Below are 17,046 nucleotides of genomic sequence, written 5' to 3' on the forward strand. Positions count from 1 at the left end.
CTCTAATTTCATTCGGATTAGGTTTTCCTCCGAAGGGCAGTCCATCTTCGATATTTTAAAAGTTGTTTTATTCATAGTTACATTTATATCCGGGTGGTGGTTCAAAAAGTAGGCTGAAAAAAAACAGGCTGAGAAATTGATAAATAACCCCAGTTCGGGATAAGGGCTCAAAAAAAAGATAAAAAAAGAAGTCCGAAGTTGCTAAAGTGAGTTTACCAAGACAAACTTCACAACAAGGACTTCTTACATGGACAACCTAACCGAACTATACTGCCATATTGACGACTTTTATCAGCAATTCAAACCTGAGTTTGACGCTCATTTAATCGCAACGGGACACCAAAGGTTAAGAGCATGCCAGATAAGTGTAGCAGAGATTATGACTGTCTTGGTACTGTTTCATCAACTGCGGTATCGACAGTTTAAGGCGTTTTACTACCATCACATGCTTGGCATGATGAAACGGGCGTTTCCAAATCTGCCGAGCTACTCGCGATTTATAGAGCTTGTGCCGCGCAGTATCATGCCACTGTGCAGCTACTTGCAAAGCATGATGGGCGACTGTACGGGTATCAGCTATATTGATTCAACCAAGATAGCAGTTTGTCATAACAAGCGTATCTACCGTCACAAAGTCTTTGAGAGTATGGCGCAAAGAGGTAAAGGTAGTATGGGCTGGTTTTACGGCTTTAAGCTGCATGCCATTATCAATCATAAGGGCGAGCTTGTATCTGTTAAAGTCACTGCGGGTAATACGGATGACAGAGTGCCTGTTAAGGATATGGCAACGCCTGTGTTTGGCAAGGTGTTTGGGGATAGAGGCTATATCAGTAAAGCCCTAAACGAGTGGCTCACAAAACACAGTGATACCACGTTGATAACCAAACTTCGGCGTAATATGAAACCCCAATTACTTGAGCCTATGGATGAGGTACTACTCAATCATCGCTCTTTGGTTGAAACGGTGTTTGGGGAGCTTAAAAACTTGTGCCAAATCGAACACTCACGCCATCGTAGTGTCACGGGGTTTATCACAAACTTGCTGTCAGGTTTAATTGCTTATTGCTGGTTTCCCTATAAACCCACCATCAAAAATATGCCTCAGCAGGGACAGGTAGCAACATTGTAAATAGTGTCAATGAGTTACAATGTGGCTTATCCCGAACTGGGGTTAAGTAGTTAAATGAATAGTAATAAATAACGTTAAACCAAGGATTTAGCGTCTATATTAAAAAGGCTATTTAGTAAGATTGAAAAAGACAACGTCCTATTATCAAAGGACGTTGGCTTTTTAATGGGTAGAAATGATGTGGAATTTATCTACATTTAAACGATTAATTTAGCGCGGTTAAGGTTTGCTCAAACGCTGCGCGCCCGATTTCACCCACTTGCTGATTGACCAATTGCCCGTCTTGATAATACAGCAATGCTGGCGGACCAAATAGTTTATAACGCGCTAAGATTGCTTTTGAATCAGCCGTAGTCTCCGTGATATCAAGTCTGACCAATTGCCAATCTTGCATTTGCGCAGGGCGATTATGAAATAAGTTTTTCTCCATAGTCCGGCATGCAATACACCATTCGGCGGTGACATCGACCAGCACTTTAGGATTGGCGGCGACAATGGCATCTAACTCAGCCAGCGTCGTGACCGTCTTATCGGTTGCATTACTGGTGGCTGGTTGACCAGCAGTTGTCTGCAGCACCGGAACCGCAGTTAGGGAGGCAAGCGGATGCAAGCTGTCGTCATTGCCCAATGCGGCGCCGACGATTAAACACGTCGCCCAAATACCAGCGATTAAGCCTAGCGCTTGGGTCAGCATCCGACCTTTGCCTAGCCAGCTCCACGCCCACATCGCCACGACCATAAACCACAGCGCCCAAACCATCAGCATCACAGGCGAGATAAAGACGCGTTCAATTAATAACAATGCCACGGCAAAAAGCAACAAAGCAAAGCCCTGCTTGACCCAGTTCATCCACTCACCCGCTTTTGGCATGATTTTACCTTGGGTCGCGCCGATTAAAATAAGCGGCGCTGATAAACCAAAACCGAGCATAAATAAAGCCGCAAAGCCAAGTAATGGACTTCCAATCGTTGATACAGCAAGCAGCGCCCCAAATAAGGGTGCCGAAACACAAGGCGATACCACGAGCGCCGATAAGAATCCCGCAATTAAACTGCCGCCCGTACTACCAAGCTTGCTATCCCCCGCTTGGCTTAGACCCTGCATTTTACTACTGATAAATCTCGGCAGACGAATGCTAAATACGCCCAACATATAAAGGGCTAATAAGACAAAAACGATGGCAAACCCAATTAAAATAATCGGATTTTGTAGCCAACCGATAATGCCTAACGATTCGCCAAATACCGCAATGACCGCGCCTAAAATACCATAAGCGATGGCAACACCAATAGCGTAGCTGGTCGTTAAAATAACACCGCGTTTTACCGTTGGATTGTCTTCACGCGCGACGATATTGGCAACAATCGGTAGCATCGGTAACACGCATGGCGTCAATGCCAAGACCAACCCTGCCAAGAACAATAACACCAATGCCAACCACGGATGCGAAGCTAAGCCAAAAGGGTCGCTATCAATCGTGTTATCACCAACAACGGTATTGTTTGTTGCAGCAGCATTATTTATGACAGCGTCATTGTTCGCTGCTTCACTTGTGACATTATCGCCTACCACTTCTTCATCGGCTCCAGAGATGGTATTGATTGCACCAAGCTCTGCATCTAACGCTTCGTCATCTAACAATGCATAATCAATCACCTCGTCATCTGGCGTAGTTTGCTCTGTAGCAAGACTATTGGTAACTGTCCCATCTGTAGAGGCTTGCGCAGTTTCTACATTGCTGTTATTGCTCGCAGAAACTGTAGCAGTACTACTTGAACTATTGGCTGCCGATTGTGAAGCAGCAGCGATATTGACTGTGGTTTTTATTTTCTCCGGTGGATAGCATAGACCCGCTTTGGCACAGCCTTGCCAACCTATTGTCACGGCGGCATTATTTATCGCCTTGCCATTACTACTACTCAAAATGGTAGTAGCAACCATATTGGCTTGGTCAAAGACCAATACTTGACCAAAGGTCGGATCATCTATGGAGATAGGCTTTTGGCTAAAGCTAAAAGGTGCAGCGCTCACGCCAGCAGGCAACGTTAGCTTAATTTGGTCTTTATAAACATAGTGCTCAGGCGTAATGTCAAAGTTAATGGCTAAGCGCGTGCCATTATTGACAGGTTTACTACTGCTACTGACCTGAAACGCTTCATCAACAGGCAAAAATTTCGGTTGGGTCGCGCTTTTATCACTGCTAAATAAATCGCCCAATCCTGCCGCTTGCGATGCCACTGGCACGGCCGTCAGCCCAGTCGCTGCTAGCCCTGTCAATAATGAACCCGCGCTGAAAGCGAACGCCAACAGATAAGATTTTTTCGACGATTTATTTTGCGTTAATGACGGAGACTTTTCTGCGCTCTTAAGGGACATGAAGGGCTACCTATTATTTCCAATATTCGAATTGACCAATTCACTGTCTGTATGGACTTGTCTATTTACAACCCCAGTTCGGGATAAGCCACATTGTAACTCATTGACACTATTTACAATGTTGCTACCTGTCCCTGCTGAGGCATATTTTTGATGGTGGGTTTATAGGGAAACCAGCAATAAGCAATTAAACCTGACAGCAAGTTTGTGATAAACCCCGTGACACTACGATGGCGTGAGTGTTCGATTTGGCACAAGTTTTTAAGCTCCCCAAACACCGTTTCAACCAAAGAGCGATGATTGAGTAGTACCTCATCCATAGGCTCAAGTAAGGGGCTGTCCTAGATAAGTAAAATTATTTAGGATAGCACTATGAGAAAGAGTAAACTAAGTTGGTATAAACAAAACAGACTCATCGAGCTATTTGTTGCCGGTTCTACCGCGAGAACAGCAGCAAGCCTAGTCGGTGTTAATAAAACCACAGCCAGTTATTACTTTCATAGACTAAGACTGCTTATTTACGAGAATAGCCAAGACCCTGGTCTATTTGAAGGCGAAATCGAAGTAGACGAATCATACTTTGGTGGCACTCGTAAAGGCAAGCGAGGGCGAGGTGCTGGTAGCAAAGTGCCCGTGTTTGGTCTACTAAAGCGTAATGGCAAGGTCTACGCTTGTATTATACCCAATGCTAAAGCAGATACTTTGATCCCCATCATAAGAGAAAAAGTGAAGCCTGATAGCATTGTTTATACTGACTCATTTAAAAGCTATAACGCATTAGATGTCAGTGAGTTTACTCATTATCGTATCAACCACTCCAAAACCTTTGTTAATGACAAGAATCACATTAATGGTATAGAGAACTTTTGGAACCAAGCTAAACGGCATCTACGTAAGTTTAACGGAGTTCCAAAAGAACATTTTCACCTCTATTTAAAGGAATGTGAGTGGCGTTTTAATCACAGTGACCCAAAGTCGCAATTACTACAATTAAAACAATGGGTTAAACAGGGTTTGAACTAGTTATCTAGGACAGCCCCAAAAATTATTACCGTAAGTTTCATAATACCAGAGCGGTAAGTGGAGCCGTTTATGAAAGTGGCGCGATTAATAATCGTATACCAAAAACATATACGTTTAACATTGTTCATTGTATAAACATAGATAAAGGAAACAACTATGACTGAATCTACCGACAGATTAGATAGTACTAAATTGAATAGCGTTGAATCGGCTAGTACTAATATTGCTGACAAGAAGGTACCTATAGCTGTGAGTAGTACTCATCAATCGATTGACTCTAAAACCATAAATCATACGCCTAAAGCTATGTACGTGACTTCAGGCAACTCAATAACACCTAAAGATAAGTTGGACAAAATGCCAAAAATGGTTGCCAATGGCAGTCGCGCTTTTATCTGGTATTTGTTGGCGATAATGGTATTAATACTTGATCAATGGACTAAGTGGTTGGCCCAAACCACATTAGCGTTCAATGACCCCGTACCGGTCATTGAACCATTTCTCAACTGGACACTCGCTTATAACTATGGGGCAGCATTTAGCTTTTTAGCCAACGCTGGCGGTTGGCAGAAATGGTTTTTCTCAGGCTTAGCTTTTGTAATGGCTATCTTTTTAACGGTTTATTTAATCAAAGCGCCACGTGCAGCCAAGCTATTATCTATGGGGTTGGCCTTAATGCTTGGTGGTGCGATTGGCAACTTAATCGATCGTTTAAGAATTGGTAAAGTGGTTGACTTTATCCATGTGCATTATGCTGATGTCTGGAATTATCCTCTTTTCAATGTTGCAGATATAGGTGTCTGTGTCGGTGTCGCATTGATTATAATTGACATGATATTTTTAGAAAGTAAGCGTAATAAATAAGCACATTGATGCCGATTATCACAAACAAAATGAACTAGCGTCGTATTCACTCTATACGGAAAAATACTTTTTATACTTGAGTATGTTTATAAAATGTGAACTGGAAGGTAATGTATGACTGGTATAGGTACTCACTCATTTTAGGTCTTAAAACTCAATACTTAAAAGCTCTGCGTAGAGCCATTATTATAGAGAAATTGAATAATCCATAAATTCTTTATTGATAATAACAAAAGGAAAATACAGTGTCACAGACTCAGCCAACTATTGAAAAAATTCACAGCCTTAGAAAAAAAACAAGAGACAGCGTTAAAAAGTCTTACCCTTATATAGTCGATACACTCTAAAAATGTCATAGCACTACTGGGATGAATTTTGCGCAGCCTCCTATCGTGCGCTCAAAGAAATTTGAAGCGGACTATAATAATTACCATCGTTTGTCAGGCGAGGGTAAGCGGGATACAGACACATTCAGAAATGAAATGAAGAATTTTATTACTATGTATCCTGAAGATTTTGAGAAAAAACCGCTAGAAAATTATTTGAAATAACAGCTATTAATGGCACTCCATTAACATTTCTGTAAGTACATTACCGTTAAATGATTACCCTGCGCAGCAAGATAGCTCTTTAACGTCTTTGCTAAAGGTTTGAGCGCATAACTTCAATCCTTCAACCATCGTCAAATACGGAAATAGTTGACCTGCCAATTCTTCGACTGTCATTTTATTATGAATAGCAAGAGCCGCACTTTGAATCAGTTCTCCGCCTTCATGGGCTAAAATTTGTGCGCCTATCAGTTTTCCCGTGGATTCTTCAGCTACCAACTTGATAAAACCATCCGTTTCAAAATTTGCTAAAGCTCTTGGTACGTTTTCCATATCAAGTACACGACTTATCGTATTTATTCCTACCGCTGAAGCTTGTACTTCGGTTAGACCTACCGTAGCAACTTGTGGGTCGGTGAATATAACAGCAGGCATGGTAGATAAGTCGAGTTGCGCATTTCCACCTGTCATATTAATTCCAGCCCTACTTCCGGCAGCAGCAGCAACATAAACAAATTGTGGCATATTGGAGCAATCTCCAGCGGCATAAATGTTAGCTGTTGATGTTTCCATCATACTATTAACAACAATGGCACCACTTTTATCTGTTTCAACACCAACATTTTCTAAACCAAGCTTTCCAGTATTTGCATGGCGACCCGTAGAGATAAGCAATTTTTCAGCGATTAATGTTCCTTCGTTAGTTTCCAATGAAAAACCATTGCTATCATAAGAAACATGACTTGCTTGCGTATTATTAAGTACCCTAATACCTTCTTTTTCAAAGCACTCTGCCAGTTTTTCACCTAATAACGGATCTTCAGCATATAAAAGGGTATGTCTGGCTAGAATTGTCACACGGCTACCTAAACGGGCATAAGCTTGCGCAATTTCCAGAGCAACAACGGAGGAGCCGATGACAACTAGACTACTCGGTAACTCTTCTGCAAATAAGGCTTCTGTTGATGTCCAATAAGGTGTATCAACTAAACCCTTAATTGGCGGAATGCTTGGTGTAGAGCCTGTTGCAATTAAAATGCGATCTGCAACCAGCTCTTCTTCACTACCATCAGACTTGTGAACTAGCAAGGTATTTTGATTTTTAAAACGTGCATAACCTTTAAGTAAAGATAGCGCGGGATTACTCTCTAAAATACGTTGATATTTAGCATCGCGTAGTTCTTCGACGCGAGCGTTTTGCTGATGTGCTAATAAGGAGCGGCTAAGTTGTGGCTGAATATTTTCTAAACCATCAAACGGGTTAGTACGTTGCTGATGCGCTAATTGCGCAGCACGGATCAATATTTTTGAAGGAACACAGCCGACATTTACACAGCAACCTCCGATTACATCGGCTCCTTCAATGATAGTAACTCTTGCTCCGCCTTCTGCTGCTTTAATCGCACTGGCAAAGGCCCCTGAACCACTACCAATAATGGCTACATGTAATTGTTCTGGCTGGATGTCATTTGGCGAGCAACAACTATTCGTTGACATATTTTATTCCTCTTAAAAAGTTAAGCGGTACAAGTTTCATCATCACAGCGTTTATTCGCAGGAGAAACCATGTCCCAAATTGATACAGCAACCATTAGTCCTAGCCCCGTATAAGTAACGTATGAACTCCACCCGTACTGGAACCAAGGGTATAAAGAGAGTAAAACCAAAATGGGGCCAATTGAACCGATAAAACTACGGTGCCATTGACGATGGCTAAACCAGCCTAAGATATTCATTGCCAGCGCTAATACTGCAAACAGTGGTAACAACGTATTGATAAATACCCCTTCCCACTGACTAAGAAATCCCATCCCAATTGCCGCACCAAGACTAGCTATCGCGGGAAAACACATGGCGCATCCCATTGCCGAAACAAGTGCACCTATAGAGCCTGCTTTATCTCCGATACGCGTAACTAGTTCTAAGGGGCTAAATATTACTTATTTTCACTTTTTAAATTTGAAGGGTAGCCAGCGTTGGTAGTCGCTGCAATTAATGCATTGATGTTGGTTTTAGTGTCATCAAAAGAAACAACAGCTAGCTTAGGCTTGTAGGTAACTTTCGCATTTTCAACGCCATCAACATTTTCTAATGACTTTTTAACTGTGATTGGACATGTCGCACAGTTCATCGTTGGCACTTCCAGTGTAACTGTTTTTACTTCAGCAAAAGCACCAAAACTAGAAAGTGAAAGCAGTGCGGTTAATAATAATTTTTTCATAATTAGCTCCAAATTTTAAAATGTTATAAATTTCTTGATCTGTATATTAAGCAAACAAAAGTATCCAATAATTACTGGTCACTAAAATTGTCGCAACTATAGCGCTCAGCCAGAAAATGACTTTTCGTTGTTGCTGTTTCTTAGGAATTGCACAGGCCGTTCCCGGCTCACACTCTTCTACAGGACGGTAAATTTTCCAACCTGAGTAACCAAACAACAACACTACAAATGCGATAAATAATGGCCTATAGGGTTCAAATGCAGTTAAATTACCAATCCATGAGCCACTTACCCCAAGTAATAACAGGAGCAAAGGACCTACACAGCATACGCCTGCGCCTAATGCTGCTATGATGCCTCCTATCATTGGAAGGTTTGATTCTTTTTGATTCATATAGATACCTCATTAGATAATGCAAGTGTATTGCATGTACCTAAGTACGGAGTCAAGGGTGATTTATAAAAAATTTATCTTTGATAATCTGCTACGACAGATACGGGGAATAAGCTAACTTGAATTAAGGCGCAGAAGTAAAATTGGATATGCTGTTTTAGTGGGAAATGGTAGTTAAGTGAATCATTTACTTCGGTTGCAACGAATCAATTATTGGGCAGTGGCTATCGTCATCATTATTTTGGCATTGTCCTAAATGTTCTTCCAAAGCGTGTTCTAACAACAACAAGTCAGCCATCTTTTTTTGTACTGCGATCAGTTTTTTATTAGCTAATTCTTGTACTTTACTACATGGACTATCGTTTAACGCAAGTAACCCTTCAATCTCATTTAGCGTAAAACCTAATTCTTGAGAACGCTTGATAAAATGTATTCTATTTACCGTTTCTTTCGGGTAATGTCTATAGCCCTGCATAGGCTTTGGTGGTTGTTTAATTAAGCCTTTGCGTTCATAAAAGCGAATTGTTTCGACATTTACACTCAGTTCTTTAGCCAACATACTTATGGTTCGTTTAGACACGTTATCAATTACCTTACTGACTTTTTGTTTACTTACTTTATATCTAATTAAAGTGACCATCAATGAATACCAGTTTAAACATCGCTAATTGATTTTGTTTTTTCTTCTATTAAATAAGTAAAGTTACCGTTGTTACAACAATATTAAACCACAACAATGTATGGTTTATCCTTTTTCATTATCAAAGTCCAAATTAGTGTTATTACATGCAGTTCTACATGAGTATACCCCAAGGGAACCAGCTATTTCACCACTCAAACGTATTAACAGACCACTTAAAACAGACTGCTATAATGGAACCATTTATATGTGCTAAAAATGAGCTTATAGCATTTGCTCAAAGCATGGGCATAAAGTCGCTGCATTCGATATATAAAATAAATCAGTTGCAACGCTAGTACGTACAAAGTTGATACAGCTGATTACTATCATAGCTAAAAAGGCAAAGTGATACTCAAATACTCAAATACTCAAATACTCAAATACAGGGTTTTTTTGAATCAAGATACATGATTAAAATCTATCAACTTAATGATTATATATTTGATAGCATCGCGTCTATAGAAACGTAAATTAATGTTTAAAATACTTCAGCTATTAACCCTGTTTTAAGACACGATAAACCGTAGCTACCCCAACACCAACCGCCTTAGCGATTTCCTCTTTTGTCATATTATTTTGACTGTCTAATTCTCTAATACGATTGTGTTTTGCTAGATTTGCTTTCTTACCAGTAGGTTTATATCCACTGTTTGCTAATCCCTGCTTGATACGTTCTCTACGCTTATCGTTATCAAGCTTTGCCATCGTTGCTAATAAGTCGATCAGCATATTGTTAATTACCCTAAGGATGTCGCCTGTCATACCCTCGCTAACCGTATGTGTAGTTGGTAGATCAGCCACCACCAATCGCAAACCTTTATCTTTGATGCGCTGCTTTAAGATAGCAAAATCATCCTGAGACAATCTACTCAATCTATCTACACTCTCAACAAGCAATATATCGCCTTGCTCAGCATCATTGAGTAACTTAGTGAGTGCTGGTCTATCTAACTTTGTACCACTGAAATGCTCTACGTACTCAACATGGTTATCATCATAGCTTTGGCTAAAGCTAATCAAGTCAGACAATGCTCTGGTCGCGTCTTGATCCTTAGTGCTGGCTCTCACATAAATACGAACAGTCATAACGCCACCTCTATTATTTAGACTTAATAATTAATGTTCATTGATAATAGCAAGATATTACTATCATTTAATAACATAAAAAAGTCTAATGATAGATAGGTTATCATTTAAAGGTTTTATGTTTTAGGTATAGGCTAATGATAGGAAAAAAGCACAGCAGCCAGTCTTATAATTCAAAAGTCTGTTATAGATGGTTCCATGCTAACAGTCTGCTTTAAGTAGTCTGTTAATATGTTTGAAGGGTGAGATAGCTGGTTCCGCTAAGGTATACCCTAGGATAATAGGAAATCCATCGCGGATGACAAAACCTGTTTAGCTTTTAAACAATACGGGTTTGTCGATAGTATGTAAGATAAGTTCGAAAAGTGACTAGAGTGTTAGATTATTCATACTGGGTCTGAATTAAAATTTTATTGTGATTAATTTCTGCTCAATGTTATTCATTTGTCGCCATGATGAGTGATGGCGGCTTGTGATTTAGTTAGGAAAAATAATCTTGAGTAATAAGGTACGTTTGTAGCATTTGCAGCAGGGCTTGTTCTAGGCTTCTTTACTTACACTTTCCTGTAAATTCTTTTTTAGTAAATGATCGAATATAAACGGGCCAAAAGGTAAGAGTGAGCCGAGTACGCCCGCAGGTATTGCCCAAAGAGGCATTTTCATTTTGATAGCTGAGCCTATAAGTATTATGATATAGGTAATAAACAATATACCGTGTGCCATACCGATGTATTTCACACCTTCTGGAATGTCCAGCATATATTTTAGTGGCATGGCGATACAGAGCAATAATAAGAAAGAGGTGCCTTCTAGGTAGCCTATAATGGTAAGGCTTTTTAATGCGGCACTTTGTTTTTTTCTAAGATTATGTATTTGTTTGATAGTTAGCTGAGCATGTGACACTATATTATCCTTTTGTTATTTCAATAAATAATTTAGGCGGTATTCAATGTCTTTATAATAATGGCCCTGTCCAGAGCTTTGAAGTACTGGTTTTTGTCATCTACCACTTAGCACGTCACGCCTTCGTCTAGCCACTTCAAAATCATCCTGCGTTCACTCGCATACAATTATGCATTGGGTTTTGGGATATAGAATGAGAGAGTATTTGTATTAATCATATATCACCTTCCAGTTCGCATTTTTATAAACACACTTGAGTATAAAAAGTATCTTTCCGTATAGAGCAGCTATGACGCTAGTTCTTTTTATTTGTACTGATCAATATTCACTTGTTTATTCATTACGCTTACTTTCCAAAAATATCATATCAATTATAATCAACGCTACACCGACACAGACACCTATATCTGCAACATTGAAAATAGGATAATTCCAGACATCAGCATAATGCACATGGATAAAGTCAACCACTTTGCCAATTCTTAAACGATCGATTAAGTTGCCAATCGCACCGCCAAGCACTAAGGCCAACCCCATAGACAATAGCTTGGCTGTACGTGGCGCTTTGATTAAATAAATCGTTAAAAAGATAGCCATTACAAAAGCTAAGCCTGAGAAAAACCATTTCTGCCAACCGCCAGCGTCGGCTAAAAAGCTAAATGCTGCCCCATAGTTATAAGCGAGTGTCCAGTTGAGAAATGGTTCAATGACCGGTACGGGGTCATTGAACGCTAATTTGGTTTGGGCCAACCACTTAGTCCATTGATCAAGTATTAACACCATTATCGCCAACAAATACCAGATAAAAGCGCGACTGCCATTGGCAACCATTTTTGGCATTTTATCCAACTTACCTTTAGGTGTTATCGAGTTGCCTGAAGTCACGTACATAGCTTTAGGCGTATGATTCATGGTTTTAGAGTCAATCGATTGATGAGTACTACTCACAGCTATAGGTACTTTATTGTCAGCAATATTAGTACTAGCCGATTCAACGCTATTCAATTTAGTACTATCTAATCTGTCGGTAGATTCAGTCATAGTTGTTTTCTTTATCTGTGTTTATACAATGAACAATGTTAAACGTATATGTTTTTGGTATACGACTATTAATCGCGCCACTTTTATAAACGGCTCCACTTACCGCTCTGGTGTTATGAAACTTACGGTAATAATTTTTTATTAGGGAATCTGTTGATTGATTTCAACATTAACCTGAGTCTGTTCAGCGCTAATCACTATAGGATTACCCGATAAGTCGCCTGACTCTGCTATGGCATTACCGCTATGACTAATACGAGCAACGACTGCTAACTGAGTTTTGTCACTACGAGCTGAATTTAACGTGCGATCTGGCATCATCGCATCAAGATTGCTTAAGCGGATACTAGCCTCACCTTGCTTGATAATACTAATGGGTAAACGTTTGGCGGCAAACGGTGGACCTCCTTTAACGTCACGTATCGCAACAAACAACACATCATCAGCTTTCACTAACGGTAATAAATTAGCGTTAATTTTCACTGTCACGTCAATACCTTCTAGCGCTTGCTTTTCTTGCGTGCTAACGTAGTTGCTTAACTCATCTAAGCTTGCTAAAGCTTTAGTATGATCACCTGGTTTGGCCACAATGCTGCCTTGTAAGCGTTTAATCCAACCTTGCGCTTGGGCAAAGTTACTACTACGAGTCTCACCCATTGCCATGAGCATTTGAGCCCGTTCATGCTGCGGATTCTTAGCTAATATAGCTTGTAATACACGGCGAATATTGGCGTCTAACTGACCTTCATTAACGAAAAAGCTAGTCTGAGCATAAGTGGTGGCGATTTCTTCATTTTCAGGAGCTAAACGATAGGCACGAGATAAGGCTTCCAGCGCAGAATCAGTTGCCTCCATAGATAAGAAAAGCTCGGATAGGCGCATCCAGCGATTAGGATCATCAGCATTACGATGAACATTGGTTTGCATGGCGCTAATCAACTGACGACCATCTTCAAACGCCCATGATGGCGGCTTGTCAATTTTAGCTGTCAATAGGTCGTCAGCCACTTGTCCTACTTTGTCCTCAGCTGTCCACAAATCAAACACGGGCGTACGATTGCCTATTAGTAAATACGCCATTGCAGCCAATATTGGGATCCAAGCTGCGACAATTAAACGGCTTTTGACATCAGGGGTGACCATAGGTGTTATCTGACGCTGCACATCTAATAGCTGACGCTCCAGTTCCAGCTTTTGATTTTGATAATGGCTATTATTAATAGTACCGCTGTCTTTATCTGTTTGTAGCTCAGCTAAACGTTCGCGAAATACTGCAACATTAATATCTAGCAGTTGATTGTCTATTGGTTTGGACTGCAAACGCGGTGCTCGTAGCCATGGCATAATAGCAATCAGCGCAAATATAAGAGCAATCAGCAAGCTTAGAGTTACAAATAAGCCAAAAGTAGAAAATAGAGTCATTTTTTGTCCTCTAGGCTAGTAATGTCGTGGTCGACACTCTCAGCTTGCGATAATAGACGATCAAGCTCAGCCTTTTCCGTAGAGGTCAAGGCAGCAGTACTGTTCACTGTGACGCCGCTTTGACCACGGGCAACAACTTGGCGACGCTTACTTTGCCAAAACCAACCAATAATTAAGACGAGCAATAATAGTGGTGGAAAAAACCATAGGATCCATGTTGATGGTCGCATAGGCGGCTTGTAGCTAATAAAGTCACCGTAGCGCTCTTGCATATAGACGCGTATTTCAGCATCACTACGTCTATCTTTAATTAAATCATAGACTTTTTGCTTTAGATCCTGTGCAATCGGTGCATCAGAGGCTGCAAGGTTTTGATTTTGGCATTTTGGGCAGCGAAACTCTTCTATTAATCCACGATACTGAGCTTCTTGCTGTGGTGAGTCAAAATCGTATACGTCAATAGCTGCGTTTGCCGTCATGTTAAGCAGACACGCTAGTATTAAGCTTGCTAGTTTTAAAACTATATTGGGTTTTAGTTGAGGAGCTCTTATTCGAGTAACGTTCATTTGCACATCTCCTCAACCTGAATGAGATCAGGACTATCGTTGTTCTTATTAGCCTTATTAAGTACTGTCAGGCACGGCTTAACACGCTGTTGCCAATTGGCTTCATTAATCTCACCAACAATATGCTGACGAATGATGCCATCTCCATCCACAACAAAGGTTTCGGGCGCACCAGTTATGCCTAAGTCTAGAGCAAACTGACCCAATGAATCCTGAATAGACATAGAAAATGGATCACCGCCTCGGTTTAAGTAACTGAGCGCATTACCAATCTCATCCTTATAATTCACACCAACGATATCAACGCCGCGCTCTTCTAGTTGCATTAAAAACGGATGCTCAATAACGCAAGTTGGGCACCATGAGCCCCAAACATTAAGTAAAAACGGCTTATCCGGCAAATTATCATTGGTGATAGTACGGGTAGTATCTGCTAATAACGGCAGCTCAAAGGTAGGAACCGGACGCTCAAGAGCGGTATTGGTCACAATGTCTGTTGGTTTACCTAAGCGCATGTACAATATAACTACCAAACCAAAAAAGAGGATAAGCGGAATTAAGAACCATAGCTTCGTCTGCTTTTTTTTCATTGTCTTTGGGTTACGCTGCTTACTGTTTTGGCTATCTTTTTGCTCAGGAGTATTATTCGACATAGTCATTTATTTCTCCTTTAGTGTCGACATCGTCGATACTGAGATTGCCTGCTCAATAGCTACCTCATTGACTCCATAAGTAGCCAAACTACCAGTAACTAGCAACGGAGCTTTAATTTTTTTGATGCGGTATCGTTTATCAAGCATACTAATTAATCCACCTAGAGCCATGATAATTGCCCCTAACCAAATCCAGCGAATTAATGGTTTTACATAAATCCTTAATGCCCATTGGTTACTACCATCGGCAATAGGTTCGCCCAGTGCGACATAAACATCGCGCATAAGACTGGGGTCAATAGCAGCTTCAGTTGTTGGCATCGTGCTGATAATATAAGTACGCTTTTCTGGAGTCAGTTTCGCCACTTCACGACCGTCTTTGGATACCACCACTTGCGCTTGCGTTGCATCAAAGTTACTACCCTTTATTTCAAAAAATTCAGTTACTTCAAAATCGTAACCTTGAACATTGACTGTATCGCCAATACCCATTGCTACGTCACGCTCAATACTCAGGCTACTAGTAAAGGCTATGCCAATGACAGCAACCAATACGCCAATATGAGCAGTCTGTTGACCCCAATAGCTAAGACGCAGCTGACGCAGACCTTTAAAGAAATTAGGGGCGTTCTTGGTTTTGTCTCTAAAGTCAACGATCATCCATAGCAGTACCCAAAAGCTCACCGCTAAAGTCACGCCAATATTGAACATAGCAGATGGACTGGTAAAGTAGGCGATAATAGCAGCCAATACGATACTACTAGCGGCAATGGCGATACCCACCCCTAGTAACGGACGCTTATCTTGTTTCCAGCGAATATTAGAGCCCATACCCATAGCGATTAACAACAGCCATGTCAAAGGCACAAACAGCGCATTGAAGTATGGAGGCCCTACAGATACCTGACCGAGACTAAAGGCATCAGCGATAATAGGATAGAGGGTGCCGAGCAGCACCACTAAGGTTGCAATCAAAATGATGGCGTTATTGATCACTAAAAAGGACTCACGTGAAATCAGCTGATATTGACTTTCAACGGTTAAACGCCAACCGCGAACGGCAAACATTAATAGACCACTACCGATGATAATGCCAAGAATAGCTAAGATGACCAAACCACGCGTCGGATCAGCGGCAAACGAATGCACTGAGGTAAGGACTCCAGAGCGTACCAGGAACGTGCCAAGCAAGCTTAAGGCAAAGGCGAAAATAGCCAGCATGATGGTCCATGCTTTAAACACCCCGCGCTTTTCAGTGACTGCTAATGAATGCAGCAATGCTAAGCCGACAAGCCAAGGCATAAACGAGGCGTTCTCTACCGGATCCCAAAACCACCAACCGCCCCAGCCAAGCTCGTAGTAGGCCCACCACGAGCCCAGTGCAATACCAATGGTCAAAAATCCCCAAGCCGCGAGCGCCCATGGACGTGACCAGCGTGTCCAAGCAGCATCTAAACGCCCTTCCCACAATGTCGCCATACAAAATGCAAAAGGCACTACCATACCCACATAGCCCATATATAACATGGGCGGATGAATAATCAGACCGAAATCTTGTAGGACAGGATTTAAATCAGCGCCATCGACCGCTAGATTGGGTAAGGTACGCTCAAACGGTGACGAGGTAAATATCAGCATTGTTAGCATCATTAACTGTACACCGGCCAAAATAACTAATACCCGCGCACGCATTGATAACGGCAAGCCGCGACTAAAGTATGATACCAGTGCACACCATGTGGCCATGATGGTCATCCATAGCAGCAAAGAGCCCTCGTGTCCGCCCCATGTCGCCGATAACTTATAGTACCAAGGCAACAGCGTATTGGAATGCTGCGCGACGTAACTGAGGCTAAAATCATTATAATAAAAACCTGCTATCAAAGCGCCAAATGACGTTATCATGGCGGCAAACTGTGCCCAAGCTAAGCTAGGGGCTAGTCGTTGCCAAGCAACTTGGTTACGAATAACACCAATAGTTGGCAGAATTACCTGCAATAACGCCAATACAAAAGCGGTAAGCAAGGCAAAATAGCCCAATTCTGTAATCAACATACGGTCTAACCTTATTTACTCTAATGCGGTTGCAGTTTACTGTAGCGGTGGAATTTTTATTATTAGAACCCACCCCCGAAAT

The 17,046-nt window shown here is 41.2% G+C and carries 16 protein-coding genes and 1 pseudogene; 3 read left to right on the forward strand and 14 right to left on the reverse strand.

Features of this window, described 5'->3' with window-relative positions; translation table 11 throughout:
* The first annotated feature begins 247 nt into the window (after window positions 1-247).
* The gene (locus tag BTW00_RS12745) at window positions 248-1,129 is read left to right on the forward strand and encodes an IS982 family transposase (RefSeq protein ID WP_075107728.1); all 882 of its coding nucleotides are present in this window, start codon (window positions 248-250) and stop codon (window positions 1,127-1,129) included.
* Window positions 1,130-1,334: 205 nt separating this feature from the next.
* On the opposite strand, the gene BTW00_RS12750 is transcribed toward BTW00_RS12745, so the two are convergent.
* Together BTW00_RS12750 and BTW00_RS12755 are read right to left on the reverse strand one after the other, a co-directional pair.
* On the reverse strand, window positions 1,335-3,506 hold the full coding sequence (locus tag BTW00_RS12750; protein WP_075107729.1) for a protein-disulfide reductase DsbD domain-containing protein: 2,172 nt from the start codon (window positions 3,504-3,506) through the stop codon (window positions 1,335-1,337).
* A 113-nt stretch (window positions 3,507-3,619) separates the two neighbouring features.
* Window positions 3,620-3,823, reverse strand: a pseudogene (locus BTW00_RS12755) (transposase); the annotation flags it as partial.
* A 55-nt stretch (window positions 3,824-3,878) separates the two neighbouring features.
* Here BTW00_RS12755 and BTW00_RS12760 point away from each other — a divergent pair.
* Window positions 3,879-4,529: an IS1595-like element ISPssp3 family transposase gene (locus tag BTW00_RS12760; protein WP_075107730.1), complete on the forward strand. Its 651-nt coding sequence runs from the start codon at window positions 3,879-3,881 to the stop codon at window positions 4,527-4,529.
* A 156-nt stretch (window positions 4,530-4,685) separates the two neighbouring features.
* Window positions 4,686-5,393 carry a signal peptidase II gene (gene lspA, locus BTW00_RS12765; protein ID WP_075107731.1) on the forward strand — a complete coding sequence of 236 codons (708 nt, stop codon included), beginning with the start codon at window positions 4,686-4,688 and terminating at the stop codon, window positions 5,391-5,393.
* 605 nt (window positions 5,394-5,998) lie between these two features.
* Here lspA (BTW00_RS12765) and merA read toward each other — a convergent pair.
* The 12 genes from merA to BTW00_RS12830 all read right to left on the reverse strand — a co-directional run bounded on the left by merA (window position 5,999) and on the right by BTW00_RS12830 (window position 16,964).
* Window positions 5,999-7,438: a mercury(II) reductase gene (gene merA / locus BTW00_RS12775; protein WP_025643785.1), complete on the reverse strand. Its 1,440-nt coding sequence runs from the start codon at window positions 7,436-7,438 to the stop codon at window positions 5,999-6,001.
* A 20-nt stretch (window positions 7,439-7,458) separates the two neighbouring features.
* Entirely contained in the window at window positions 7,459-7,878 is a 420-nt protein-coding gene (gene merC, locus BTW00_RS12780; RefSeq protein WP_008467331.1) for an organomercurial transporter MerC, read from the reverse strand.
* A complete protein-coding gene (merP, locus tag BTW00_RS12785) occupies window positions 7,878-8,162 on the reverse strand; it encodes a mercury resistance system periplasmic binding protein MerP (RefSeq protein WP_008110847.1) in 285 nt (94 codons plus the stop codon). The genes merC and merP overlap by 1 nt, the downstream gene beginning before the upstream one ends.
* 46 nt (window positions 8,163-8,208) lie before the next feature.
* Entirely contained in the window at window positions 8,209-8,556 is a 348-nt protein-coding gene (locus BTW00_RS12790) for a mercuric transporter MerT family protein (protein WP_016899520.1), read from the reverse strand.
* Between the two features lie 187 nt (window positions 8,557-8,743).
* Window positions 8,744-9,115, reverse strand: a complete 372-nt coding sequence (merR, locus tag BTW00_RS12795) for an Hg(II)-responsive transcriptional regulator (RefSeq protein ID WP_033011277.1) — start codon at window positions 9,113-9,115, stop codon at window positions 8,744-8,746.
* A 618-nt stretch (window positions 9,116-9,733) separates the two neighbouring features.
* On the reverse strand, window positions 9,734-10,324 hold the full coding sequence (locus BTW00_RS12800) for a recombinase family protein (protein WP_025643766.1): 591 nt from the start codon (window positions 10,322-10,324) through the stop codon (window positions 9,734-9,736).
* Between the two features lie 540 nt (window positions 10,325-10,864).
* On the reverse strand, window positions 10,865-11,227 hold the full coding sequence (locus tag BTW00_RS12805) for a DUF3817 domain-containing protein (protein WP_058023733.1): 363 nt from the start codon (window positions 11,225-11,227) through the stop codon (window positions 10,865-10,867).
* A gap of 333 nt (window positions 11,228-11,560) precedes the next feature.
* Window positions 11,561-12,268, reverse strand: coding sequence for a signal peptidase II (gene lspA, locus BTW00_RS12810; RefSeq protein WP_037026031.1), 708 nt, complete (start codon window positions 12,266-12,268; stop codon window positions 11,561-11,563).
* Window positions 12,269-12,409: 141 nt separating this feature from the next.
* Window positions 12,410-13,690: a c-type cytochrome biogenesis protein CcmI gene (ccmI, locus tag BTW00_RS12815; RefSeq protein ID WP_025643930.1), complete on the reverse strand. Its 1,281-nt coding sequence runs from the start codon at window positions 13,688-13,690 to the stop codon at window positions 12,410-12,412.
* On the reverse strand, window positions 13,687-14,169 hold the full coding sequence (locus tag BTW00_RS12820) for a cytochrome c-type biogenesis protein (RefSeq protein ID WP_020443538.1): 483 nt from the start codon (window positions 14,167-14,169) through the stop codon (window positions 13,687-13,689). The genes ccmI and BTW00_RS12820 overlap by 4 nt, the downstream gene beginning before the upstream one ends.
* Window positions 14,170-14,252: 83 nt before the next feature.
* Window positions 14,253-14,915 (reverse strand): DsbE family thiol:disulfide interchange protein, encoded by a 663-nt coding sequence (locus BTW00_RS12825; RefSeq protein ID WP_011513682.1) that lies wholly within the window; start codon window positions 14,913-14,915, stop codon window positions 14,253-14,255.
* A complete protein-coding gene (locus BTW00_RS12830) occupies window positions 14,916-16,964 on the reverse strand; it encodes a heme lyase CcmF/NrfE family subunit (RefSeq protein ID WP_075107732.1) in 2,049 nt (682 codons plus the stop codon). It abuts the gene before it with no gap.
* Window positions 16,965-17,046: the final 82 nt, after the last annotated feature.

Source organism: Psychrobacter sp. C 20.9, from assembly GCF_001921765.1.
GTDB lineage: Bacteria > Pseudomonadota > Gammaproteobacteria > Pseudomonadales > Moraxellaceae > Psychrobacter > Psychrobacter piscatorii_B.

Excerpts from the sequence above, each read along its gene's own strand:
- BTW00_RS12760 (WP_075107730.1), top strand. The coding sequence starts at position 3,879 with ATGAGAAAGAGTAAACTAAGTTGGTATAAACAAAACAGACTCATCGAG.
- lspA (WP_037026031.1), bottom strand. The coding sequence starts at position 12,268 with ATGACTGAATCTACCGACAGATTAGATAGTACTAAATTGAATAGCGTT.
- lspA (WP_075107731.1), top strand. The coding sequence starts at position 4,686 with ATGACTGAATCTACCGACAGATTAGATAGTACTAAATTGAATAGCGTT.
- BTW00_RS12790 (WP_016899520.1), bottom strand. The coding sequence starts at position 8,556 with ATGAATCAAAAAGAATCAAACCTTCCAATGATAGGAGGCATCATAGCA.
- ccmI (WP_025643930.1), bottom strand. The coding sequence starts at position 13,690 with ATGACTCTATTTTCTACTTTTGGCTTATTTGTAACTCTAAGCTTGCTG.
- BTW00_RS12745 (WP_075107728.1), top strand. The coding sequence starts at position 248 with ATGGACAACCTAACCGAACTATACTGCCATATTGACGACTTTTATCAG.
- merR (WP_033011277.1), bottom strand. The coding sequence starts at position 9,115 with ATGTTGGCTAAAGAACTGAGTGTAAATGTCGAAACAATTCGCTTTTAT.
- BTW00_RS12800 (WP_025643766.1), bottom strand. The coding sequence starts at position 10,324 with ATGACTGTTCGTATTTATGTGAGAGCCAGCACTAAGGATCAAGACGCG.
- BTW00_RS12820 (WP_020443538.1), bottom strand. The coding sequence starts at position 14,169 with ATGACGGCAAACGCAGCTATTGACGTATACGATTTTGACTCACCACAG.
- merP (WP_008110847.1), bottom strand. The coding sequence starts at position 8,162 with ATGAAAAAATTATTATTAACCGCACTGCTTTCACTTTCTAGTTTTGGT.
- BTW00_RS12825 (WP_011513682.1), bottom strand. The coding sequence starts at position 14,915 with ATGACTATGTCGAATAATACTCCTGAGCAAAAAGATAGCCAAAACAGT.
- merA (WP_025643785.1), bottom strand. The coding sequence starts at position 7,438 with ATGTCAACGAATAGTTGTTGCTCGCCAAATGACATCCAGCCAGAACAA.
- BTW00_RS12750 (WP_075107729.1), bottom strand. The coding sequence starts at position 3,506 with ATGTCCCTTAAGAGCGCAGAAAAGTCTCCGTCATTAACGCAAAATAAA.
- BTW00_RS12830 (WP_075107732.1), bottom strand. The coding sequence starts at position 16,964 with ATGTTGATTACAGAATTGGGCTATTTTGCCTTGCTTACCGCTTTTGTA.